We start from the raw sequence: 18,364 nt of genomic DNA on the forward strand, positions 1-18,364 counted from the left end.
TATTCTGGGATCTATAGAGATGAAGAAAATTTTTTTGCTCGGGAGAAGCTTTTTTACCGCTGATAATCAGTCTATTAAAGGTTGATGGTTTGTCTGTTTTTCAACATTTTTGTAGTATCTTTAAAATATTTTTTAGTTCCGGAAGTTATATAATAAAGCCTATACACCCTGGCATCCATGAATTGCATCAAGTTATTACGAAGATATTTTGCTTTACTTTTTTTAATGTGCATGGGAGTACCAGCGGTTTGGGCGCAGAATCAGCCCCGCAACCAGGCGCAGCGCCCACCCCAAAATAAAGCCCAGCAAAGCAATCCCCAGGGTAACGCTACCCAGGCCAAACCTTTATTTAAGCCCAAGGAGGCAAAAGTACAGGACCAACGTACCCCGGCCGAAATAATGCTGGAGAAAAAACGTTGGACCCTCTATCGCGCCTTTTGGCAAAACCTGGCCACCCGCTATAATTACTATTTCCACGCCCGCACCAAGCTGGATAGGGTAGTGCGTTCCGTAAACCGCCAGGGTCAGGATAACTATAACGTATTGCTACCTTTCTATCCGTTTACGGCTAAAAACCAGAATGTGAGCAAAGGAGAGCTGGATTCCGTGATAGAAAAAGCTTCCACAGGCATACAACTCCACGATCCCCGCGGCAAGTGGATTCCCGACTGCTACGTGCTCATGGGTCGCGCCTATTTCTACGAAGGGGATTTCGACAACGCCAACAAAACCTTTCAGTATACCAACCTCGCCTTCGCTCCTAAAAACAAAAAGGAATACAAAACAGTCGTTGGCGCCACTGAAAACGATCAGATTTCCGTCTCCTCAAAAGAAAATACAAAAGGAGTACTCACTCCTTTCCGCCATAAACGAGCCCGTAATGATGCCTTTTTATGGCGCGCCCGCACCCTGCTCGAACTGAAAGACTATGATGAGGTACAAGCCCTGCTCAACCTCCTGGCAAACGATCCTAAGTTTCCCAAACGCCTGGAAGGCTCGCTGGCAGAGGTACGCGCCTATAGCAACTATATCCAGGGCCGTTACCATGAAACTATCTCCCCTTTACAGGTGGCCATCGATAAAAGTCACGATAAAGTTGCCAAAGCCAGGATGTCTTTTATTCTCGGGCAGCTTTATGCCCTTGAAAGTCAGCCGGACTCCGCCATCGACCAGTATAAACGCGTGATTCACCAGAAGCCGGACCCGATGATGGACTTCCAGGCACGCGTGCAGATCGCCCGCCTCAATGCCGGTCGCGAAGGCGGCGACCCGCAGCAAAGTATTGACGCCCTCCGCCATATGCTCAAAAAACAAAAGTTTGAGCCCTACAGAGACGGTATCCTGTACACCATGGGAGCCATCTCTTACCCGAAAGATCCGGAGGCCGCCCTGGGATATATGCAGAAATCACTCAAAGTACCCAGCGAAAACCGCGTGCAGCGCACCATCACCTATAAAGGCATTGCTGATATCTACTATAACCAACGCAACTACGCCGAAGCAAAAAAATACTATGATAGCACCTCCGGCACCATGACGCCGGAATTTGTGGATTTCGAGCTGGTCAATACCCGCAAGAATGTTTTGGGAGACGTAGCAGCCCGCGTAGCTTTAATCCAACGGGAGGACAGCCTGCAACGCATTGCCACCATGCCGGAATCAGACCGTAACATTTTCCTCGCTAAAATGGCCGGCAGTATCCGCCAGGAAGCCGCCGATAAAAAGAAAAACGAGAAAAAAGATAGAGGCTCCGACTCAGAAAACTACACCTCTACCAGCACCATGCAAAATGGAAGCCCAGGTGCATTTTCCCCACAAACAGAAGGTAACGGGGACTGGTATTTCTACAATGTAGCCGCTAAGTCTTCCGGATATTCAGAATTCAGACGCCGCTGGGGTAACCGCCAGCTGGCTGATAACTGGAGGAAAAGTCAGACAAGCGCCGCCAACATCGCCGGCAATAATAACGGTGCTGAAATGCTCAACGCGCCTACTACAGCAGATGCAAAGCCTGCCATACCTGCCGACAGCATGACCGCTGACGTGCTCGCCGCCGGCCTGCCGCTCACGCCCGAAAAACTACGCGCCTCCCGCACCAAATGCCAGGACGCCTGGTTCGACCTCGGCAAACTCTATTACGATAAACTCGATAACGCCCCCCTGGCCATAGAAACCTATGACTCACTGCTGCTGCTGTATCCTGACCACCCGCGTAAAGCAGAAGTACTCTACTCGCTCTACGTATGGAATGGAAAGCAAAACAGGAGCGATATCGCCAACCGGTATAAAAACCAGGTACTTAACGAGTACGGACAAACGAACTTCGCAGATATCATCCGCTTCGGTGGCCTGAAAGATATTGATGCCGGCAAAAAGACCGCCATCCGTGAGGCTTACGACTCCGCCTATACGGCGTTCCGCAACGGCAACTATGCTGATGCAATTGCCATGCGCGCGCACGTAGACTCCGCATATGGCCTCAATTACCTGCAACCTAAATTTGATCTGCTGCAGGCCATGATCATCGTAAAAACGGATTCCACCTTCGCTACCGACACAGTAAACCGCTCCGAAGCTGCCGTGCAGTACGTTATGAATAAATACGCCGCTGATTCCGCCATCTTCACCCAGGCTCAATCACTGATGGCCGCCCTGAAACAACGGAAAGAAATATATAATTATTTAATTGCCCTGGAAGTTAAAAAGAACAGTGATGGCACGCCTTTGGTAGATGAAAACGTATCTATGCGTTACCCATGGCAAAATCCACAACCGGTATTCACAGATAAGGTGAATGTCGCTAAAACCAAGACCGACAGTATCCAGGTTGCAGCCGCACTCACTGGTAATAAACCCGCAGCCATCAACGTGATTGCGCCGCCAAAACCAGTTACACCGTATAAGATAGATGCCAATAATCCATTCTTTGTGGTGCTGTCGTTCGACAGGGTATCCAAAGACCTGATGGATGAAGGACTGAGCCAATTTGCCCGCTACAACGCCAGCAAACACGCCACAGATAAAATTGAGGTGGGTAGCTTTGTGCTTACACCAAATGATATTATGCTGATTTTCAGGATTTTCCCTAACGAAGACAAGGCCCTGGCCTACTTCGATGAAATCCGTGATATCGCATCTGCCAACATCATCCCCCGGATCAGGCCAACGGATTACAGCTTCTTTGTAATCTCCCGGGATAACTTCATATTACTAAACAGTACCAAGGATTTGGCTGGTTATCGTAAGTTCTTTGCCGACAACTACGTGAGCGAGTAACTATACAAATCCCGAAATTTCCATTAGCTTTGTCGGTCAACTCATAGCTGAGTTAGCCATTAAACAAATCAGAACGCGCATGAAAAAATCGGTGAAAATATTGTGGAGAGTGGCATTTGGAGTATTAGCATTTTTTATTCTCCTCATATTATTAATCAACTTCCGTGTGATTGGCAATATGCCTTCCATGGAGGAACTGGAAAACCCACGCGCCGCCCTGGCAGCGGAGGTAATTGCCGATGACGGTACCATTCTGGGTAAATATTATCAGGTAGACCGCTCCAGCAGCGACTATAACGAAATATCAAAAAATGTAATCAATGCGTTGATAGCCACCGAAGAAAGTCGCTTCTACGATAACTCCGGTATCGACGCCAAAGGTACTTTCGCCATTCCTTTCTACTTACTGATCGGTAAAAAACGCGGTTCCAGTACCATCACACAGCAGCTGGCGCTCAACCTCCAGGCTGACGCCCTTGGTAAAAAAAGAGCTACCAACCCTGTTAGCCGCGGTTTCCAAAAGCTCCAGGAGTGGATCATCGCCATCAAACTGGAACGTAATTTTACCAAGCAGGAAATTTTAACACTTTATTTAAACACCGTTTCTTTCGGTGATAACGTATATGGTATTGAAAACGGTGCCCGTACATTTTTTAGTAAAGATGCAGGTCACCTCTCTATCGAAGAAGCGGCGATCCTGGTAGGTATGCTCAAGGGTAATACCCTCTACAACCCACGCCGCAATCCGCAAATGGCATTGAGTCGCCGCAACACGGTGATCGATAACATGGTGGAAAACAAATTCATTACCACCGCCGAAGCAGCTACTGCCAAAAGCAAACCGATCGTACTTCACTACAATAAAATTGACCACAACAAAGGATTAGCGCCATACTTCCGGGAAGTACTCCGCGATGAGCTGAAAACCTGGTGCGCCAATCATAAAAAAGCAGATGGTTCCGACTATAACCTTTACCGGGATGGTCTGAAAATATATACTACCATCAACCCACGTATGCAGTTGTATGCAGAGGAAGCAGTACGTCATCACCTGCAAACCCTGCAGAAATCATTCTTTGCACAAAACAATATCAAAACCGGCAGCGTGTGGAAAAACTGGCAGAAGGAGCTCAATAACTTCATGCAGGAATCTGACCGCTACCAGCAGATGAAAGAAGACGGTGCAGATGATTCCACGATTGCAAAGGCTTTCAAAACGCCGGTGCGCATGAAAGTATTTGGCTGGAACAGCTATACTGATTCAGACCTGAATGATATCGATACTATCATGACGCCGATGGATTCCATCAAATACATGCGTGCGGTACTGCAGTCCGGCTTCATGGCCATGGACCCTGAAAGCGGTGAGGTGAAAGCATGGGTAGGTGGTCCTGACTTCCGTTACTTCAAAAATGACCACGTAGCTAAAACTCGCCGTCAGGTGGGTTCTACGTTCAAGCCATTCCTGTATTGCTTTGCCATCATGAACGGTTTTTCACCGTATACCATGCTGCCCAACGAGCCTATTACCATCGACGGATGGAGTCCTAAAAACTCTGAAGGTAGCACCGGCGGTACTATTACCATGGCGGGCGCGCTGGCGAAATCACTTAACCTCGTAGCAGCTTATCTGATTAAGCAGCTGGGCCCTAAGAACTTCGCTGACTTCGTTAAAAATAAAGTGGGTTTCACTCCTAAGATTGAACCATATCCATCCATAGCATTGGGTGCGGTGGATTTATCATTGTATGAAATGCTGCGTGCCTATACGATGTTCCCGGCGCGGGGTATCAATACCAAGCCAATTTATATTACCCGCATTGAAGACAGATACGGTAACATCCTGGAAACTTTTGCACCGGTAAAGCGTGAAGTGATCAGCGAGCATGATTCCTACACCATGGTGAAAATGATGGAAGGGGTAACTGGTCCGGGTGGTACAGCAGCGCGACTGCGTTTCCGTTACAACATCCAGGGTGAAATCGGCGGTAAAACCGGTACCACCAACGATAATACCGATGGCTGGTTTATTGGTTACACGCCTAAAATATTGGCGGGTGCCTGGGTAGGTTGTGAAAACAACTACCTGCATTTCTCCACTACGGCCATGGGGCAGGGTGCTAACACCGGCTTGCCTATCTGGGCTTACTTCATGCAAAAAGTACATGCTGATCCTACCCTGAAGGTGACGCCTAACGATAAATTTATCATGCCAGCCAGCATGGCAAATGAGAGTTATGAAGACTTTAACTCCAATGTAGAACCTGGCGCCGAGGCGGAAAATACCGGCAACGGTACGGAGCAGGATTACATCGATGCTTCCGGCTATGGTGATGATTTTGCTGCCCCGGGTGCGGATAAGCCGGAGGAGAAAAAGCCGGCTGCTCCTAAGAAAGAGGAGACTAAGCCAGCCACGCAGCCACAGCCAAAGGCGGTGATGCCGAAGAAAGATCAATAAAAGCAATTCACATAAATGAGAAGAGGGTGTATCAGAAGTTTGATACACCCTCTCTTTATTTGGGGCCCTGATGGAGTCGTGCACTCACTTAAGTTATTCTCAGGGCGTTCGTTTAGTTTTGATACATCCCCTTTTCATTTTCCCGTATATTTAGTTCACGTTTACAATCTGTCCTTTTGGATAAGTTATCGCATATTTCAGTTGTCGTTTTTGTTCTGTTGCCGGCGCAATATTCAGTTGCCAGGTAAGAATGCTGGTTTCGGTGTCCAGGGCGGCATCCCCATATTCTGTTTTGCTGATATCCATATCAGATATGGTTTTGATGGGCAGCTGGTCCTGTACATTTACCATAATAGGTACGCCTTTATTGTTTTTGATGCTGATTTCCCAGGTTCTGGCAAAGGTCACTTTGCTGCCCAGGAAGTTTTTGCGGCTCTCATCTTTTTGCATCGTTCTGTTTACAACTACCTGCTTATCCTTGCCCAGGGAGAGTTGCAGGGTATCTGCCACTGCCTGCAGGTCCAGCAGGGTTTTACCGATATAGGTGCCTTCGTAGAAGATGCTGGCTTCACCATCGAGTAGGTTGAGGCTTTCCCAGTCGGTGAGTGCGGCGGTAAGGAAGGCCGCTTTTTCCAGTTTAGGAACAGCGTAATATTGATAGGTAGCGGGGATTTCCAGCTCTTTTACGCCCACTACATTGCTTTTGCCGTCAGGGAGGATGGTGTAGGGGATAGGGATGTCGAACACGAAGGTAGTAGGGGTGTATTGTTCTGTAATTTCTACTACTTTGTTAGAGACTAATTTTTTGGGAGCCATGAACCCCTCTACTTTTGCACCTGAAACAAACCCTCTCAGTTCTCCCTGGATACCACCGTACCCGGTTACTACTACGTCATTCAGACTATGGGTGGCTTGCCGCATATAAACCACGGAAGCATCCGTTGGGCTTAATTCCTGGTGTTCGTAACCAATGAAGGCGAATTCCAGTATGTTGCTGCCAGCTGGTTGCTGGAGCTTGTACCTGCCCTGGGCATCGGTGGTGGCGCCTATTGTCCTGCCTTTTACCCTTACCGTTACGCCAGGCAGCGCTTCTCCGGACTGGCCATCTTTTACGATGCCTTCAATTTCGCGATTGATGGTCACCTGTGCGTTCAGGGCCCGGTTGCGGTCGTCCATGGAGCTGAACGTACGCAGGAACCAGGGGCTCAGCGTGGGTTTGGTATTGGATTCTTCCGGGGAGCCGCTGCTGAGGGCAAGTTTCACATTCTTCCATTCTTCGCCGCAGGTTTGGAATACGTTGGCTTTATACACCATGTTGATAGGGGTGTTAATATCTTTCACCCGGATATCATAGGCGGGAATCCAGCCGGCATTTTTCACCATATAGCTGAGGATAAGTTTGCCGGAGGCGGGATTTTTTGATTGCACGGTCAAAATAATATCGCTGGTGGGGGGGGTGGCGTGTGCGTTAAAAGTTCCCAGCTGGCGCTTGATTTTTTCGATTTGCACTATCAACTGCTGCTGGTTATTGTTGATTTCCAGGAGTTTGGCCATTACCTCTGTCAGGCGGCTCCGTTGCAGGTCCAGTGCTTCTTTGAGTTCACTGGCTTTGAGGCCGGTGGTACCGGTTACAACCTGGTTTTTGACCAGCATAACTTTCTCCTCATTATACACCGTTTCATTATTTTTTTCCTTGGCTAGTTGCTGTTCCAGATTCTTTTGCTCGGCTATCAGGGCTTCCGTTTCTTCCAGGTGGGCCTGCAAACGGAGGTTGTTGACCTGCCGCGTTACGGATAAGAGGGTGAAATCACCGGGTAGATTTACCTGTATGCTTTTTTCTTCCAGGTCCGGTGAAAGGTCGGCTATCACCACCTGGCTGGTGCCCGCAGGGACGGATATGGCGGCGGAACGCTCTACCTGGGCGCCTTTTGTGAAAATGGTCACCTTATTAATGGTCATAGCCAGGATTTGTTTTTTGGCTTGTGCGTTATTTTTTAGGGAGATGGGTAGCAGTATTGCCAGAAAAAGTACTCGTTTCATGGGTATATTTTTAGTTGGAAGGTGTTCTATGTACGGGAATTTGCCAGAAGGTAAGCATTTTTATCTCCCTAAAAATGATTTTAGAACTTGATAAGCTGATGGATAGCGGATTCCAGGGGGAATTGTTAGTTTCACCATCAGTAAACCACCATTAAACCATTCAGAATGATGAAAAAGATGATGTATACCCTGCTTTTAGCAGGATTGCTGCCGTTGGCAACTTTTGCCCAGGATAGTACTCAATTTATCAAGGCCAGCTGGACAGAGCTCCTGGCAAAGGCTAAAAAAGAGCAAAAACCGATTTTTGTGGACACTTATTTCGAGGGCTGCCACGCCTGTAAAGAAATGGAAGTGAAAGTTTTTCCAGGCAAGGAAGTAAGAGCCTATATGGAGCAAAACTTTATCAACACCGGTTTTGACGTGTTTAAAGAAGATTTCGGGTTCGATCTCTGTTCCCGCTACCTGCTGCATGGCTTTCCTACCTACCTGATCATTTCTCCGGAAGGCAAACTGGTAAACGTAGGAATTGGCTATAATGATGCCGACAGGTTCCTGAATTTTCTGAAGGAAACCACTGCGCGCTATAAGCGAGGTCAATTCTACTATGGTTATGCTACTAACGTGAAAAAAGAGGGGCCGGCCTGGTACCAGGGGCTGTTCAACAAAAAACGTGAATATCCGGGTGACTCTGTGTTAGTGTCTTTCCTGGCAAAACAAAAGGATAAGACAGCAGAGCTGACTGTAAAGGCGATGGCACTGGTAAAAGAGCTGCCGGCCGATTATAAGGATTATTACATGAAAAACAGGGTGAAATACCAGGAAATGTATGGTCCTGACATGAACAGCAGCATTATTGCACGGGTAATTGGTGCGGATATGAAAGAGCTGGCAGGTGTAGCGTATGAGCCAGCTGCGTTTGAGGCATTTCTCAAAAAACATGAGGCGGCATATAAACCCGGTGGCGACTGGGATTCTGTAAAGGCAGAAATGGCGTTCCGGTATATCTACAAACAGCAGAAGAACCTGAAAGCTTACCTGGAATGGTCCATTGCTAATAAGGATATGAACAGTAATAATGTGCGTATGGCTAGCTTCTATGGCGGTGCTGAACTGGCGAAAGATCCTGAAGTGAAAGCTTTGTATCTCCAATGGGCTAAAATAGCTATTACTGAAAAAGCCAGTCTTGAACTGCTGAACGGTGCGGCTTATGCTTTTGCAGATACGGACAAGGCTACGGCTAAGCAGTACCTGACCTGGGCGGTAGCAAAGGCTGAAATGATGAATCTAACGGATATGGTTACACGCCTGAATGCGAAGATGGCCACTTTATAAATAAATTCTTTCCTCAGAGCAAAATCACAAAAAAGCCCCATATCGATTGATACGGGGCTTTTATTATATCAGGTTGATAACCTTCAGATTAAGCGCTTACAGCTTTGTTAACCAGGTCAGCAGCCTCGCTCAGGAGGATGGCAGACTGTACTTTCAGACCTGATTTTTCGATCAGTTCTTTAGCTTCAGCAGCGTTGGTACCCTGCAGACGTACGATGATAGGTACGTTGATGGTGCCGATGGACTGGTAGGCGTCAATAACACCCTGTGCCACCCTGTCGCAACGCACGATACCACCAAAGATGTTGATGAGGATCGCTTTTACTTTAGGATCTTTCAGGATGATGCGGAAACCAGCTTCTACGGTTTGTGCGTTTGCAGTACCTCCTACGTCCAGGAAGTTAGCAGGCTCGCCACCGCTCAGTTTGATCATATCCATGGTAGCCATTGCCAGACCGGCGCCGTTTACCATACAACCTACGTTACCATCCAGTTTTACGAAGTTCAGGTTGAATTTACCAGCTTCTACTTCGGTAGGATCTTCTTCAGTGATGTCGCGCATAGCTTCCAGGTCCGCATGACGCATTAATGCGTTGTCGTCCAGGTTTACTTTCGCATCTACCGCGATGATTTTCTCGTCGCTGGTTTTGAACAGTGGGTTGATTTCCAGCATGCTGCAATCCAGACCAACATATGCATTGTACAGGTTAGTCACAAATTTCACCATGTTTTTGAAAGCCTCGCCGCTCAGTCCCAGGTTGAACGCGATGTTACGCGCCTGGAAGCCTTGCAGTGCCATATTAGGTCTAACCCACTCTTTGAATATTTTTTCAGGCGTGCTGTGAGCTACTTCTTCGATATCCATACCACCTTCAGTGGAGTACATGATAACGTTCATGCTCTTAGCGCGATCCAGGAGGATTGACAGATAGAATTCTTTTACCGGGTTAGGACCAGGATAGTATACATCCTGTGCTACCAGTACTTTATTAACCAATTTGCCAGCTTCGCCGGTCTGAATGGTAACGAGGGTACCACCCAGGATGTTACCAGCGATGGTTTTAACATCTTCCGCATTTTTTCCTACAGCCACACCTCTCTGCTCTGTACCACGGATTTTACCCTTACCACGTCCACCAGCGTGAATTTGAGCTTTAACAACAGCAAATTCATTACCATAAGTAACCTTCAATTGCTTGTAAGCCTCGGCGGCCGCTTCAGGAGTTTCTACCGGAATGCCTTCCTGTACCGGTACGTTATATTTTTTCAACAGTTCTTTAGCCTGGTACTCGTGTAAGTTCATCGGAATAAAATTTGCCGCTAAAATAGGTCATTATGATTTAAATATAAAACGGAGTCATTTGTGAATTAAAAAATAACTTTGCGCCGTTTATGCTGTAATACGATATTGCAGTATATTTTGCGGCTTATTTAATGATAAAATAATCGAATTAACGAAAAATAAGATATGAGCGAACTCAAAGATCAGATCAAGGCAGCGAGTGAATATATTAGCAAATTCTGGGAGGAACAGCCGGTAGCAGGCGTTATTCTGGGTAGTGGACTGGGCGGACTGGTAGAGGATATTGAAGATCCCATTGAGATCCCATATAAAGATATTCCGCACTTCCCGGTATCCACCGTGGAAGGGCACTCCGGTAAACTGATCCTGGGCTTCATGAACGATAAACCCATTGTGGCAATGGCAGGCCGTTTCCACTATTATGAAGGTTTTTCCATGAAACAGGTGACTTTTCCGGTGAGAGTGATGAATGCACTGGGAATCAAAGCCTTGTTCATTTCCAATGCCGCCGGCGGTATGAACCCTGAGTTCAGCGTGGGCGACCTGATGATCATCCGCGATCACATCAACCTGCAGCCGGAGCACCCGCTGCGCGGACCCAATGATAATACCCTCGGCCCTCGTTTCCCGGATATGAGTGAGCCGTATAATAAAGATCTGATCTATCGCGCAGTGGAAATTGCGGCCATGAACCAGATCGACCTGCATTCAGGCGTGTACGTAGGCGTGCAGGGGCCAACTTTCGAAACCCGTGCGGAATATAAATATATGCATATCATCGGTGGCGACGCCGTTGGGATGAGCACTGTTCCTGAAGTAATTGTAGCGGCGCATTGCGGCCTTAAAGTATTTGCAATGAGTGTGATTACAGATATCGGCATCCGTGAAGAAGAGAACACCATCACCCACGAAGAAGTACTGGAAGCTGCCCATGCGGCAGAGCCAAAACTGACGCTTATCTTTAGTGAATTAATCGGGCAATTATAAACATATTGTCATTTTCGGATGAGATTTCTAATTATCACAATCCTGCTACTGGTAGGCGGGCAGCAACTGATGGCCCAGTTCAATTCTAACCGCCTGGGTAATATGGGCGGTGGCGGTGGTGGCGGAAAAATGTCACGCGATACCGGCCGCCATGAAGAAGAGCCAGATACACTTACGCTTACCTACCGCTACCTGGGTGAGCCCACTGATTTCACTATAGACTCGTCTATAGCGGATTTCAATATGCAATACCTGAAAGTACCGCGTTCCTACATGACTACCGGTAACAGTGGAGGCGCAGCCCGTAACCTCATCTTTACGCCTTTTATGAAACCAGGCTTCGATGCCGGCTTCCATGCGTATGATATCTACGGCCTGTCCCATGCGGATGCACGCTTCTATAATACCACCCGCCCGTATACAGAAATGAACTACCTGGTGGGAAGCAAGCAGGAACAGGTCCTTGGCGTAACGCATACGCAGAACCGTACCAACCGCTTTAACTTCGCTTTTGACTACCGGAAGGTAAACGCACCGGGGTATTATAAATCCCAGACTACCAACCACAATACCTACCGCCTCAGTGCCAGGTATCAGTCGAAAAACAAGCGGGCCAATTCCTACATGGACCTGTATCACAACAACCTGCAGGGTGGTGAAAACGGTGGTATCAGGAGTGACTCCTTCCTGCAAAATCCAAATTATAGCAACAGGAGAACTATTCCCGTTAACCTCGGTAACGACAACGCTTCGTCCTATAACTTCTTTACCACCAGTATTCCGGTGAAGTCGCAATACAGGCAAACGGGCTTCCTGTTTCAGCAGCAGTACGACTGGGGACGTGGTGATACCATTCACGTGAACGATACTACAGACTACTATAAGTACGATCCGTTTTTCCGCGTTCAGTATACTTTCAACTACCAAAGCAGCAAGTACGAATTCACTGACGGACTGGCCGATTCGGTGTTTTATCCGCTACACTACAATATTAGTGTTCCTCAGGGTAGCCAGGATTCTGTTTATGCCCGTCATCAGTGGCAGCTGCTGTCCAACGACTTATCCCTGATTCAGTTTCCGATGCGGGGTAACCTGGGCCACTTTATCAATGTAGGCGCCCGATTTGAAAGCTGGCAGGGCACATTCCTGGACGCTGATATCAACTTCAGCAACCTGGCATTGCACGGGGAATACCGCAATAAGACCAAGAACCAGCTATGGGATTTCTCGGCGAAAGGTGAGTTTTACCTCGCGGGGCAAAACATCGGGGACTACAGTGTGGGCGGTATGTTGCGCAGGCATTTAAATGATTTATTGGGAGATATTAAGCTGTCGGTGAATAATGTGAACCGTGAACCGTCGTATGTGTACAAGTATTTTAACAGCAACAAAACGACCTGGTACAACGAATCGCTTAACAAGGAGAATATTACCCAGCTGCAGTTTGCGGCCGATAATAAAAAGCTGAAGTATAACCTGGCGGTAAACTATTTCCTGTTTACCAACTACACGTACATGCAGGATTATTACCACAGTGCGCAATACGGTTCATTGTTTAACCTGTTGCAGGTAGTATTTAGCAAGAAGTTTACCTTCTCGCCGTTTAGCTGGTACGTAGATCTGGCGTTCCAGCAGGTGCACGGGGAAGGTCCGATGAACGTTCCCGCGTTCTGGACGCGTAACCGGCTTGCCTACGAGAAAAGGCTGTTTACCAACCTGAATCTCATGACCGGTATTGAATTCCGCTATAATACTTCCTACTACGCGGATGATTATTCGCCGCTGATGGGACAGTGGGTATACCAGCAATCACAAAAAATCAAGTACCAGGCGCCTGACCTGGATGCGTTTGTGCATTTCCGTATTAAGTCATTCAACGCGTTTGTGCGTGCCGAAAACCTGAACACACTCTTTGCTAACAGCAACTACGCCGCACCGCTGTACCCTTATAATAACTTTGATTTCCGCCTTGGCATCAGGTGGTGGTTTATTAACTAACACCTATATATATCAATGCGGTAATATATAGATAACTAATATTGAGAAAACCGGAGCTTCGATTGCATTCACCAATCGGACTCCGGTTTTTTCCTTTGGTGTAAATCTGTTTGAGGGCTAGCCAAAATGCTGTACATTTGTAGGGTAACATGAAGAAATTTTTTGCCATATTATTTGCTGCTCTGTATGTCACGCTTACCAGCGGGTTTGCAGTAAACGTGCACTACTGCATGGGCAAACTGGCGTCTGTAGACCTGCAGTCGGCACCTGCTGACTATTGCGGGAAATGCAACAAGCCGGTAAAAAATATGGGCTGTTGTAAAGACGAGTTTAAGTTTTGTAAGGTTACAGAAAGTCATCATGCCGCCGTTGCCGTAATGCAGGATTTTACCGCTGTTGCTGATATGCAGTTACCGGTAAAAATGCTGCCTCAGCCGGTAATAATATCTCTCCATCCGGCTCTTCAGGCCGAACCACATGGGCCTCCCGACCAGCGGGATGTACCCCTGTTTCTCCAACATTGCACTTTTCTGATCTGATTTTTTTTGATGCTTGCCTGATGTCCGCTAGTGGCGGATGTGCGGGATTTTCTTCCCGTAAAGCAGCATAAGGGGCAAAGTAGCAAAGGCTTTTTGTTCCACTATTCGGGCCTTCGGCCCGTAATCCATTTAGGAATTGGCCCACTGCAAGTTGGCCGGTTCTGTAATTACAACTCATTAAAAAATCAGATCATGAAATTTTTAGCAATAATCGCTTTCGCCATAGGAATTACTTTCAGTGCTAATGCACAGCAATATAAAAAAGCGGCGGTACAGGCCACAGGCTTAACCTGCGCCATGTGTTCCAACGCTACCCTGAAATCGCTGGAAACCCTTCCTTTTGTGGAGAAAATCGACACAGACCTGGAAAACACTACTTTCATTTTGTTCTTCAAACAAGGAGCTAACGTAAATATTGATGCGATCAAGGAAAAAGTGGAAGACGCCGGTTTTTCTGTGGGTAAACTCACCGTTACCGCCAGCTTCAATGATACAGAAGTAAAGAATGATACACATGTTCCTTTCGCGGGAAGCACCCTTCACTTTATGGATGTGAAAAGCCAGGTGTTAAAAGGTGACAAGGACCTCGTTGTAATCGACAAGGATTTTATCTCTGCCAAACAATTTAAAAAATACCAACAGGAAACCAGCATGGCCTGCTATAAAACGGGTATGATGGGCGACTGCTGCCATTCTGATAAAACAGCTTCCAACAGGGTTTATCACGTAACTATATAAACCCCGGAAGTATGAAAAGGATTTTATTCACAGTGATGGCCCTTCTGGGCCTCACTGGTATTGCCAGCGCACAGGAACTATATGTTAATTCGGAGCCGGCCAGTAATATGCCGGCAAGGTCACTTGGAATCAGGCTCACCGGCAAAGGGATGCGGATGGATTACGACGGTAGTAATGCAATTCGTGTGGAACCGGAGGTGATGATCGGTATCAACAAAAAGTTGATGGTGCACGTAGCCGGATATGGCTCCAATATGATGCAGTCCGGTTTCAGGATGGAAGGCGGCAGCGTATATGCGAAATATCGCTTCCTGTCGCAGGATCAGCAGCATTCACATTTTCGTATGGCCGCTTACGTTAAGGGTGCTATAATCGATAATCCGTTTATGCCTGCCACCAGTAATCATCAGTCGTATATGAATTACGACCTTGACCTGGACGGCAACAACAGTGGCTTAGCCGGAGGTTTAATAGCCACGCAGCTGCTGCATAAACTGGCATTATCGACCACGGTGGGTTACACCCGTTACCTGAATAATGTGCATCACAATATTCCTGACGGATTTTCCAGTAATGCAGTGAATTATAGTCTCAGTGCAGGCTACCTGCTGCTGCCGGTAAAATACAAGAACTACAAGCAAACGAATATGAACCTGTACGTGGAGCTGTTGGGAAAAACCAATGCAGGAGGAGCGGAACTGGCCAGGGGTAATTACCTGGACGTAGCACCGGCCATACAGTTTATATTCAACAGTACTACCAGGCTGGATCTATCCTACAGAACCCAGCTGGCAGGAAACATGGAACGGAATGTATATAACTCTTTCCTGGTACGTGTGGAACATAACATCTTTAACGTATTTAAAAAGAAATAACCGCCATGGCAACGACCGAATTATATATAAAAAATATGGTCTGCCCGCGTTGTATAAAGGTGGTAAAGTCTTTACTGGAAGCGGAAGGACTGGAGATAGCAAAAATGGAGCTTGGCAAGGCTTCGGTAAAGGGAGATATAGACGCGGAACAGTTAAACCGATTGATTCCTGCGCTGCAGGAAGAAGGATTTTTGTTGATAGATGATAAGAAACAACAGCTGGTAGCGGCCATTAAAAGTATCATAGTAGATACCGTTCATTATACAGATCTGGATGAGATGAAGGAAAATTTTTCTTCCTTACTGTCGACCAGGCTGCAGAAAGATTATCATTTGCTGAGCAGCCTCTTTTCTGAGCTGGAAGGTACTACCATAGAGCAGTACATCATTCAGCAAAAGATTGAAAAAGTAAAAGAGTTACTGCGATATAATGAACTTAGTTTGAGTGAAATTAGCTACAAATTGGGCTACAGCAGTGTGGCACATTTGTCGGCACAGTTCAAAAAAGTAACGGGTCTTACACCTAGTCAGTTCCGGCAAACGGATGCAGGGCGTATACCATTAGATAAGATTTAGCGTAATTACGCAGTAGCGGTTTTCCGGCGACAAGTTAGACTGGGAAACAGTATACGCAATAATATTTCCGGTGGTTTCCGTCCCGCGCGAAGCGCGGAGCCAACCGCCCGGATGGCACCACAGGTGCCATCATTCAACTTAGTTGTTTTAGTTTTAGTTTTTAAGAGGCTGCTAATCGTGGCAGCCTCTTTTTTTTAAAATGTAAGTATGAAAAAGGTTTTGAACGGTATATTAAAAGTCTTGAAATCACTGTTTGTTAAAAAAGACTGTTGCAGATAAACGGATGACTGAATTTTTGAGCACAGTATTTGCAAAATGCTATCTTTACTAGCGATTTACTGCAGATGATGAACAAAAATTTATTTTACGTTTTTTTATGTGGATCTGGAGTGTTACTGTTGTTATCGTGCGGACATAAAAAGAAGCACACAGCCCCAAAGCAAAAACAAATTGTAGCCAATGTCAGACAGCTGGATGAGGTGGTAAAAGAAAGTATCACCGAGCGTCTGTCCCTTATCTCCGACAATGAAGGATATCTTGAAGATAGTATCCTCGCTTTCAGACCCCAGGCCCTGGAAGATTTTTACCAACAACATGAAAATGCAGCTAACTGGTCAGACCACGGCAAACTGCATCCCCTGGCGGATTCCATGATGTATTACATCAGGAATGCCTACGACATCGGATTACCGCCGGCCAGGTACCATGCCAACGCTTTAAATGCAGCTATAGAGCAGCTGCAACGCGATGCTACTGCCAAAAAAGATGCGGCATTGTGGGCTAAAGTGGATATCCTGCTTTCCGATGCATTCATGAAAATGACTTCCGACATGCACTATGGCGCAGGCCCCCGGGATAGTGTTACCCTGCGTACGGACTCCCTGTACGACGATGATTTTCTGAAAGAGAAATTAAAAAACACACTCCAGGAAGGCAATATCAGCGCGGCTTTTGAAGGACTGGAACCTACGCACGCCGGTTACGTTTCCTTAAAAGAAGCAATCATGAATTTCCGCGGGAAATATGCGGACATGACCTGGGATACCCTTCCTTCCACCTATACAGACACACTGCTGTTCCGGCAATTATTGGCCAACAGGCTGGTGCAGGGCGGATACCTCGATACTACAGGAGTAGAGGTGGTGGACACGGTGATGTTAAAAAGTGCCGTGAAAAAATTTCAAAACGAATTTAACATCTACCCGGATGGTATAGCCGGAAAACGTACCGTGATGGCTCTTAACAGACCTGCGGAAGACTGGATACTGCAGGCAGGCATTAGTATGGACCGCTGGCGTAAGCTGCCGGATACCATGCCAAGGGAGTACATTATGGTGAATGTACCCGGTTACCTGTTACGCGTAGTAGATAGTGGCACGGTGATGCTGGAAAGTCGCGTGATCGTGGGTACGCCGCGTACCCGCACGCCACTGCTGAATTCCTACATGAGCAACTTTATGCTGTTCCCTTACTGGCGCGTGCCTTACAGTATTGTGTTTAAAGAAATGCTGCCGGCCATCCAGAAAAATGTGGGGTACCTGGCATCCAAAAATCTGGAAGTGATCGATAAGGATGGGAATGCAGTTGATCCGCATACCATCGACTGGAGTAAGCTCAGTAAAAACCATTTTCCATATGTGCTGCGGCAGATGGATGGTGTGGATAACTCCCTGGGCATTATGAAATTTAATTTCAGAAATAAGTACAGTGTATACCTGCACGATACCAATAACCGTGGATTGTTTAAAAACTCCATGCGGGCCATGAGTCATGGCTGCGTACGTGTACAGCAATGGGATAGCCTTTCGCAGTACCTGGTACGTATGGATACAGCTTCTCACAAAGGGGATAGCATCCGTGTGTGGATTGAGCGCGGAGAGAAAAAGCAGGTGGATCTGACGAGAAGGATACCTATTTACCTCCGTTATTTTACTGCGGAGGGGAGGGGTGGTCAGCTGATTTTCTTTGATGATATTTACGCGGAGGATAAGGTGTTGAGAAAGTTATTACAATAATGCTTTAAGATGCTATTGCGAAGAGCCCGGCGCTCTTTGCAATAGGGCCTAAAGTGCCTTCCATAAAAAATCCCTGGCTATTTACTGGCCAGGGATTTTTCGTGTGCGCCAGGCATGGCGATCTGCTATAGGGTGCAAGTCCCGAACCCACTTTGTAGTAGGAAGGGTTAGCCAATAGCAAGGGTGTCGCGGGCGACTGCGAATCTGAAGGAAGCTGGCGGCAAATAT

General features: G+C 47.0%; 13 protein-coding genes. 10 read left to right on the forward strand and 3 right to left on the reverse strand.

What is annotated here, in order from left to right; genetic code table 11:
- Nucleotides 1–231: 231 nt before the first annotated feature.
- Complete coding sequence (locus KW844_RS22815) at nucleotides 232–3,276, forward strand: tetratricopeptide repeat protein (protein WP_218379102.1); 3,045 nt, start codon at nucleotides 232–234, stop codon at nucleotides 3,274–3,276.
- A 79-nt stretch (nucleotides 3,277–3,355) separates the two neighbouring features.
- Entirely contained in the window at nucleotides 3,356–5,734 is a 2,379-nt protein-coding gene (locus KW844_RS22820; RefSeq protein WP_218379103.1) for a penicillin-binding protein 1A, read from the forward strand.
- Nucleotides 5,735–5,884: 150 nt separating this feature from the next.
- On the opposite strand, the gene KW844_RS22825 is transcribed toward KW844_RS22820, so the two are convergent.
- Nucleotides 5,885–7,774, reverse strand: a complete 1,890-nt coding sequence (locus tag KW844_RS22825) for a mucoidy inhibitor MuiA family protein (RefSeq protein WP_218379104.1) — start codon at nucleotides 7,772–7,774, stop codon at nucleotides 5,885–5,887.
- 165 nt (nucleotides 7,775–7,939) lie between these two features.
- On the opposite strand from KW844_RS22825, the gene KW844_RS22830 reads away from it, so the two are divergent.
- Nucleotides 7,940–9,106: a thioredoxin family protein gene (locus KW844_RS22830; RefSeq protein WP_218379105.1), complete on the forward strand. Its 1,167-nt coding sequence runs from the start codon at nucleotides 7,940–7,942 to the stop codon at nucleotides 9,104–9,106.
- An 88-nt stretch (nucleotides 9,107–9,194) separates the two neighbouring features.
- Here the strand turns inward: KW844_RS22830 and sucC are convergent, their stop codons facing one another.
- On the reverse strand, nucleotides 9,195–10,409 hold the full coding sequence (gene sucC, locus KW844_RS22835; protein ID WP_073077162.1) for an ADP-forming succinate--CoA ligase subunit beta: 1,215 nt from the start codon (nucleotides 10,407–10,409) through the stop codon (nucleotides 9,195–9,197).
- Nucleotides 10,410–10,574: 165 nt separating this feature from the next.
- Here sucC and KW844_RS22840 point away from each other — a divergent pair, with 165 nt between their 5' ends.
- The 7 genes from KW844_RS22840 to KW844_RS22870 all read left to right on the forward strand — a co-directional run bounded on the left by KW844_RS22840 (nucleotide 10,575) and on the right by KW844_RS22870 (nucleotide 18,136).
- Nucleotides 10,575–11,396 carry a purine-nucleoside phosphorylase gene (locus KW844_RS22840; protein WP_218379106.1) on the forward strand — a complete coding sequence of 274 codons (822 nt, stop codon included), beginning with the start codon at nucleotides 10,575–10,577 and terminating at the stop codon, nucleotides 11,394–11,396.
- Between the two features lie 18 nt (nucleotides 11,397–11,414).
- Entirely contained in the window at nucleotides 11,415–13,394 is a 1,980-nt protein-coding gene (locus tag KW844_RS22845; RefSeq protein ID WP_218379107.1) for a putative porin, read from the forward strand.
- 149 nt (nucleotides 13,395–13,543) lie between these two features.
- On the forward strand, nucleotides 13,544–13,933 hold the full coding sequence (locus KW844_RS22850) for a hypothetical protein (RefSeq protein ID WP_218379108.1): 390 nt from the start codon (nucleotides 13,544–13,546) through the stop codon (nucleotides 13,931–13,933).
- 192 nt (nucleotides 13,934–14,125) lie between these two features.
- Nucleotides 14,126–14,671: a heavy-metal-associated domain-containing protein gene (locus KW844_RS22855; protein WP_218379109.1), complete on the forward strand. Its 546-nt coding sequence runs from the start codon at nucleotides 14,126–14,128 to the stop codon at nucleotides 14,669–14,671.
- A gap of 11 nt (nucleotides 14,672–14,682) precedes the next feature.
- On the forward strand, nucleotides 14,683–15,546 hold the full coding sequence (locus tag KW844_RS22860; RefSeq protein WP_218379110.1) for a hypothetical protein: 864 nt from the start codon (nucleotides 14,683–14,685) through the stop codon (nucleotides 15,544–15,546).
- A gap of 5 nt (nucleotides 15,547–15,551) precedes the next feature.
- Nucleotides 15,552–16,121, forward strand: coding sequence for an AraC family transcriptional regulator (locus KW844_RS22865; protein ID WP_255578591.1), 570 nt, complete (start codon nucleotides 15,552–15,554; stop codon nucleotides 16,119–16,121).
- Between the two features lie 389 nt (nucleotides 16,122–16,510).
- Complete coding sequence (locus KW844_RS22870) at nucleotides 16,511–18,136, forward strand: L,D-transpeptidase family protein (protein WP_218379111.1); 1,626 nt, start codon at nucleotides 16,511–16,513, stop codon at nucleotides 18,134–18,136.
- A gap of 4 nt (nucleotides 18,137–18,140) precedes the next feature.
- Here the strand turns inward: KW844_RS22870 and KW844_RS22875 are convergent.
- Nucleotides 18,141–18,364, reverse strand: a 224-nt coding sequence (locus tag KW844_RS22875) for a hypothetical protein (RefSeq protein WP_218379112.1), incomplete at its 5' end; no start/stop codon positions are given.

Source organism: Chitinophaga sp. sic0106 (genome assembly GCF_019219075.1).
Classification (GTDB): domain Bacteria; phylum Bacteroidota; class Bacteroidia; order Chitinophagales; family Chitinophagaceae; genus Chitinophaga.

What these genes read in the sequence shown, in the direction of transcription:
- KW844_RS22815 (WP_218379102.1), top strand. Translation starts at nt 232, where the DNA reads ATGGGAGTACCAGCGGTTTGGGCGCAGAATCAGCCCCGCAACCAGGCG.
- KW844_RS22820 (WP_218379103.1), top strand. Translation starts at nt 3,356, where the DNA reads ATGAAAAAATCGGTGAAAATATTGTGGAGAGTGGCATTTGGAGTATTA.
- KW844_RS22825 (WP_218379104.1), bottom strand. Translation starts at nt 7,774, where the DNA reads ATGAAACGAGTACTTTTTCTGGCAATACTGCTACCCATCTCCCTAAAA.
- KW844_RS22830 (WP_218379105.1), top strand. Translation starts at nt 7,940, where the DNA reads ATGATGAAAAAGATGATGTATACCCTGCTTTTAGCAGGATTGCTGCCG.
- sucC (WP_073077162.1), bottom strand. Translation starts at nt 10,409, where the DNA reads ATGAACTTACACGAGTACCAGGCTAAAGAACTGTTGAAAAAATATAAC.
- KW844_RS22840 (WP_218379106.1), top strand. Translation starts at nt 10,575, where the DNA reads ATGAGCGAACTCAAAGATCAGATCAAGGCAGCGAGTGAATATATTAGC.
- KW844_RS22845 (WP_218379107.1), top strand. Translation starts at nt 11,415, where the DNA reads ATGAGATTTCTAATTATCACAATCCTGCTACTGGTAGGCGGGCAGCAA.
- KW844_RS22850 (WP_218379108.1), top strand. Translation starts at nt 13,544, where the DNA reads ATGAAGAAATTTTTTGCCATATTATTTGCTGCTCTGTATGTCACGCTT.
- KW844_RS22855 (WP_218379109.1), top strand. Translation starts at nt 14,126, where the DNA reads ATGAAATTTTTAGCAATAATCGCTTTCGCCATAGGAATTACTTTCAGT.
- KW844_RS22860 (WP_218379110.1), top strand. Translation starts at nt 14,683, where the DNA reads ATGAAAAGGATTTTATTCACAGTGATGGCCCTTCTGGGCCTCACTGGT.
- KW844_RS22865 (WP_255578591.1), top strand. Translation starts at nt 15,552, where the DNA reads ATGGCAACGACCGAATTATATATAAAAAATATGGTCTGCCCGCGTTGT.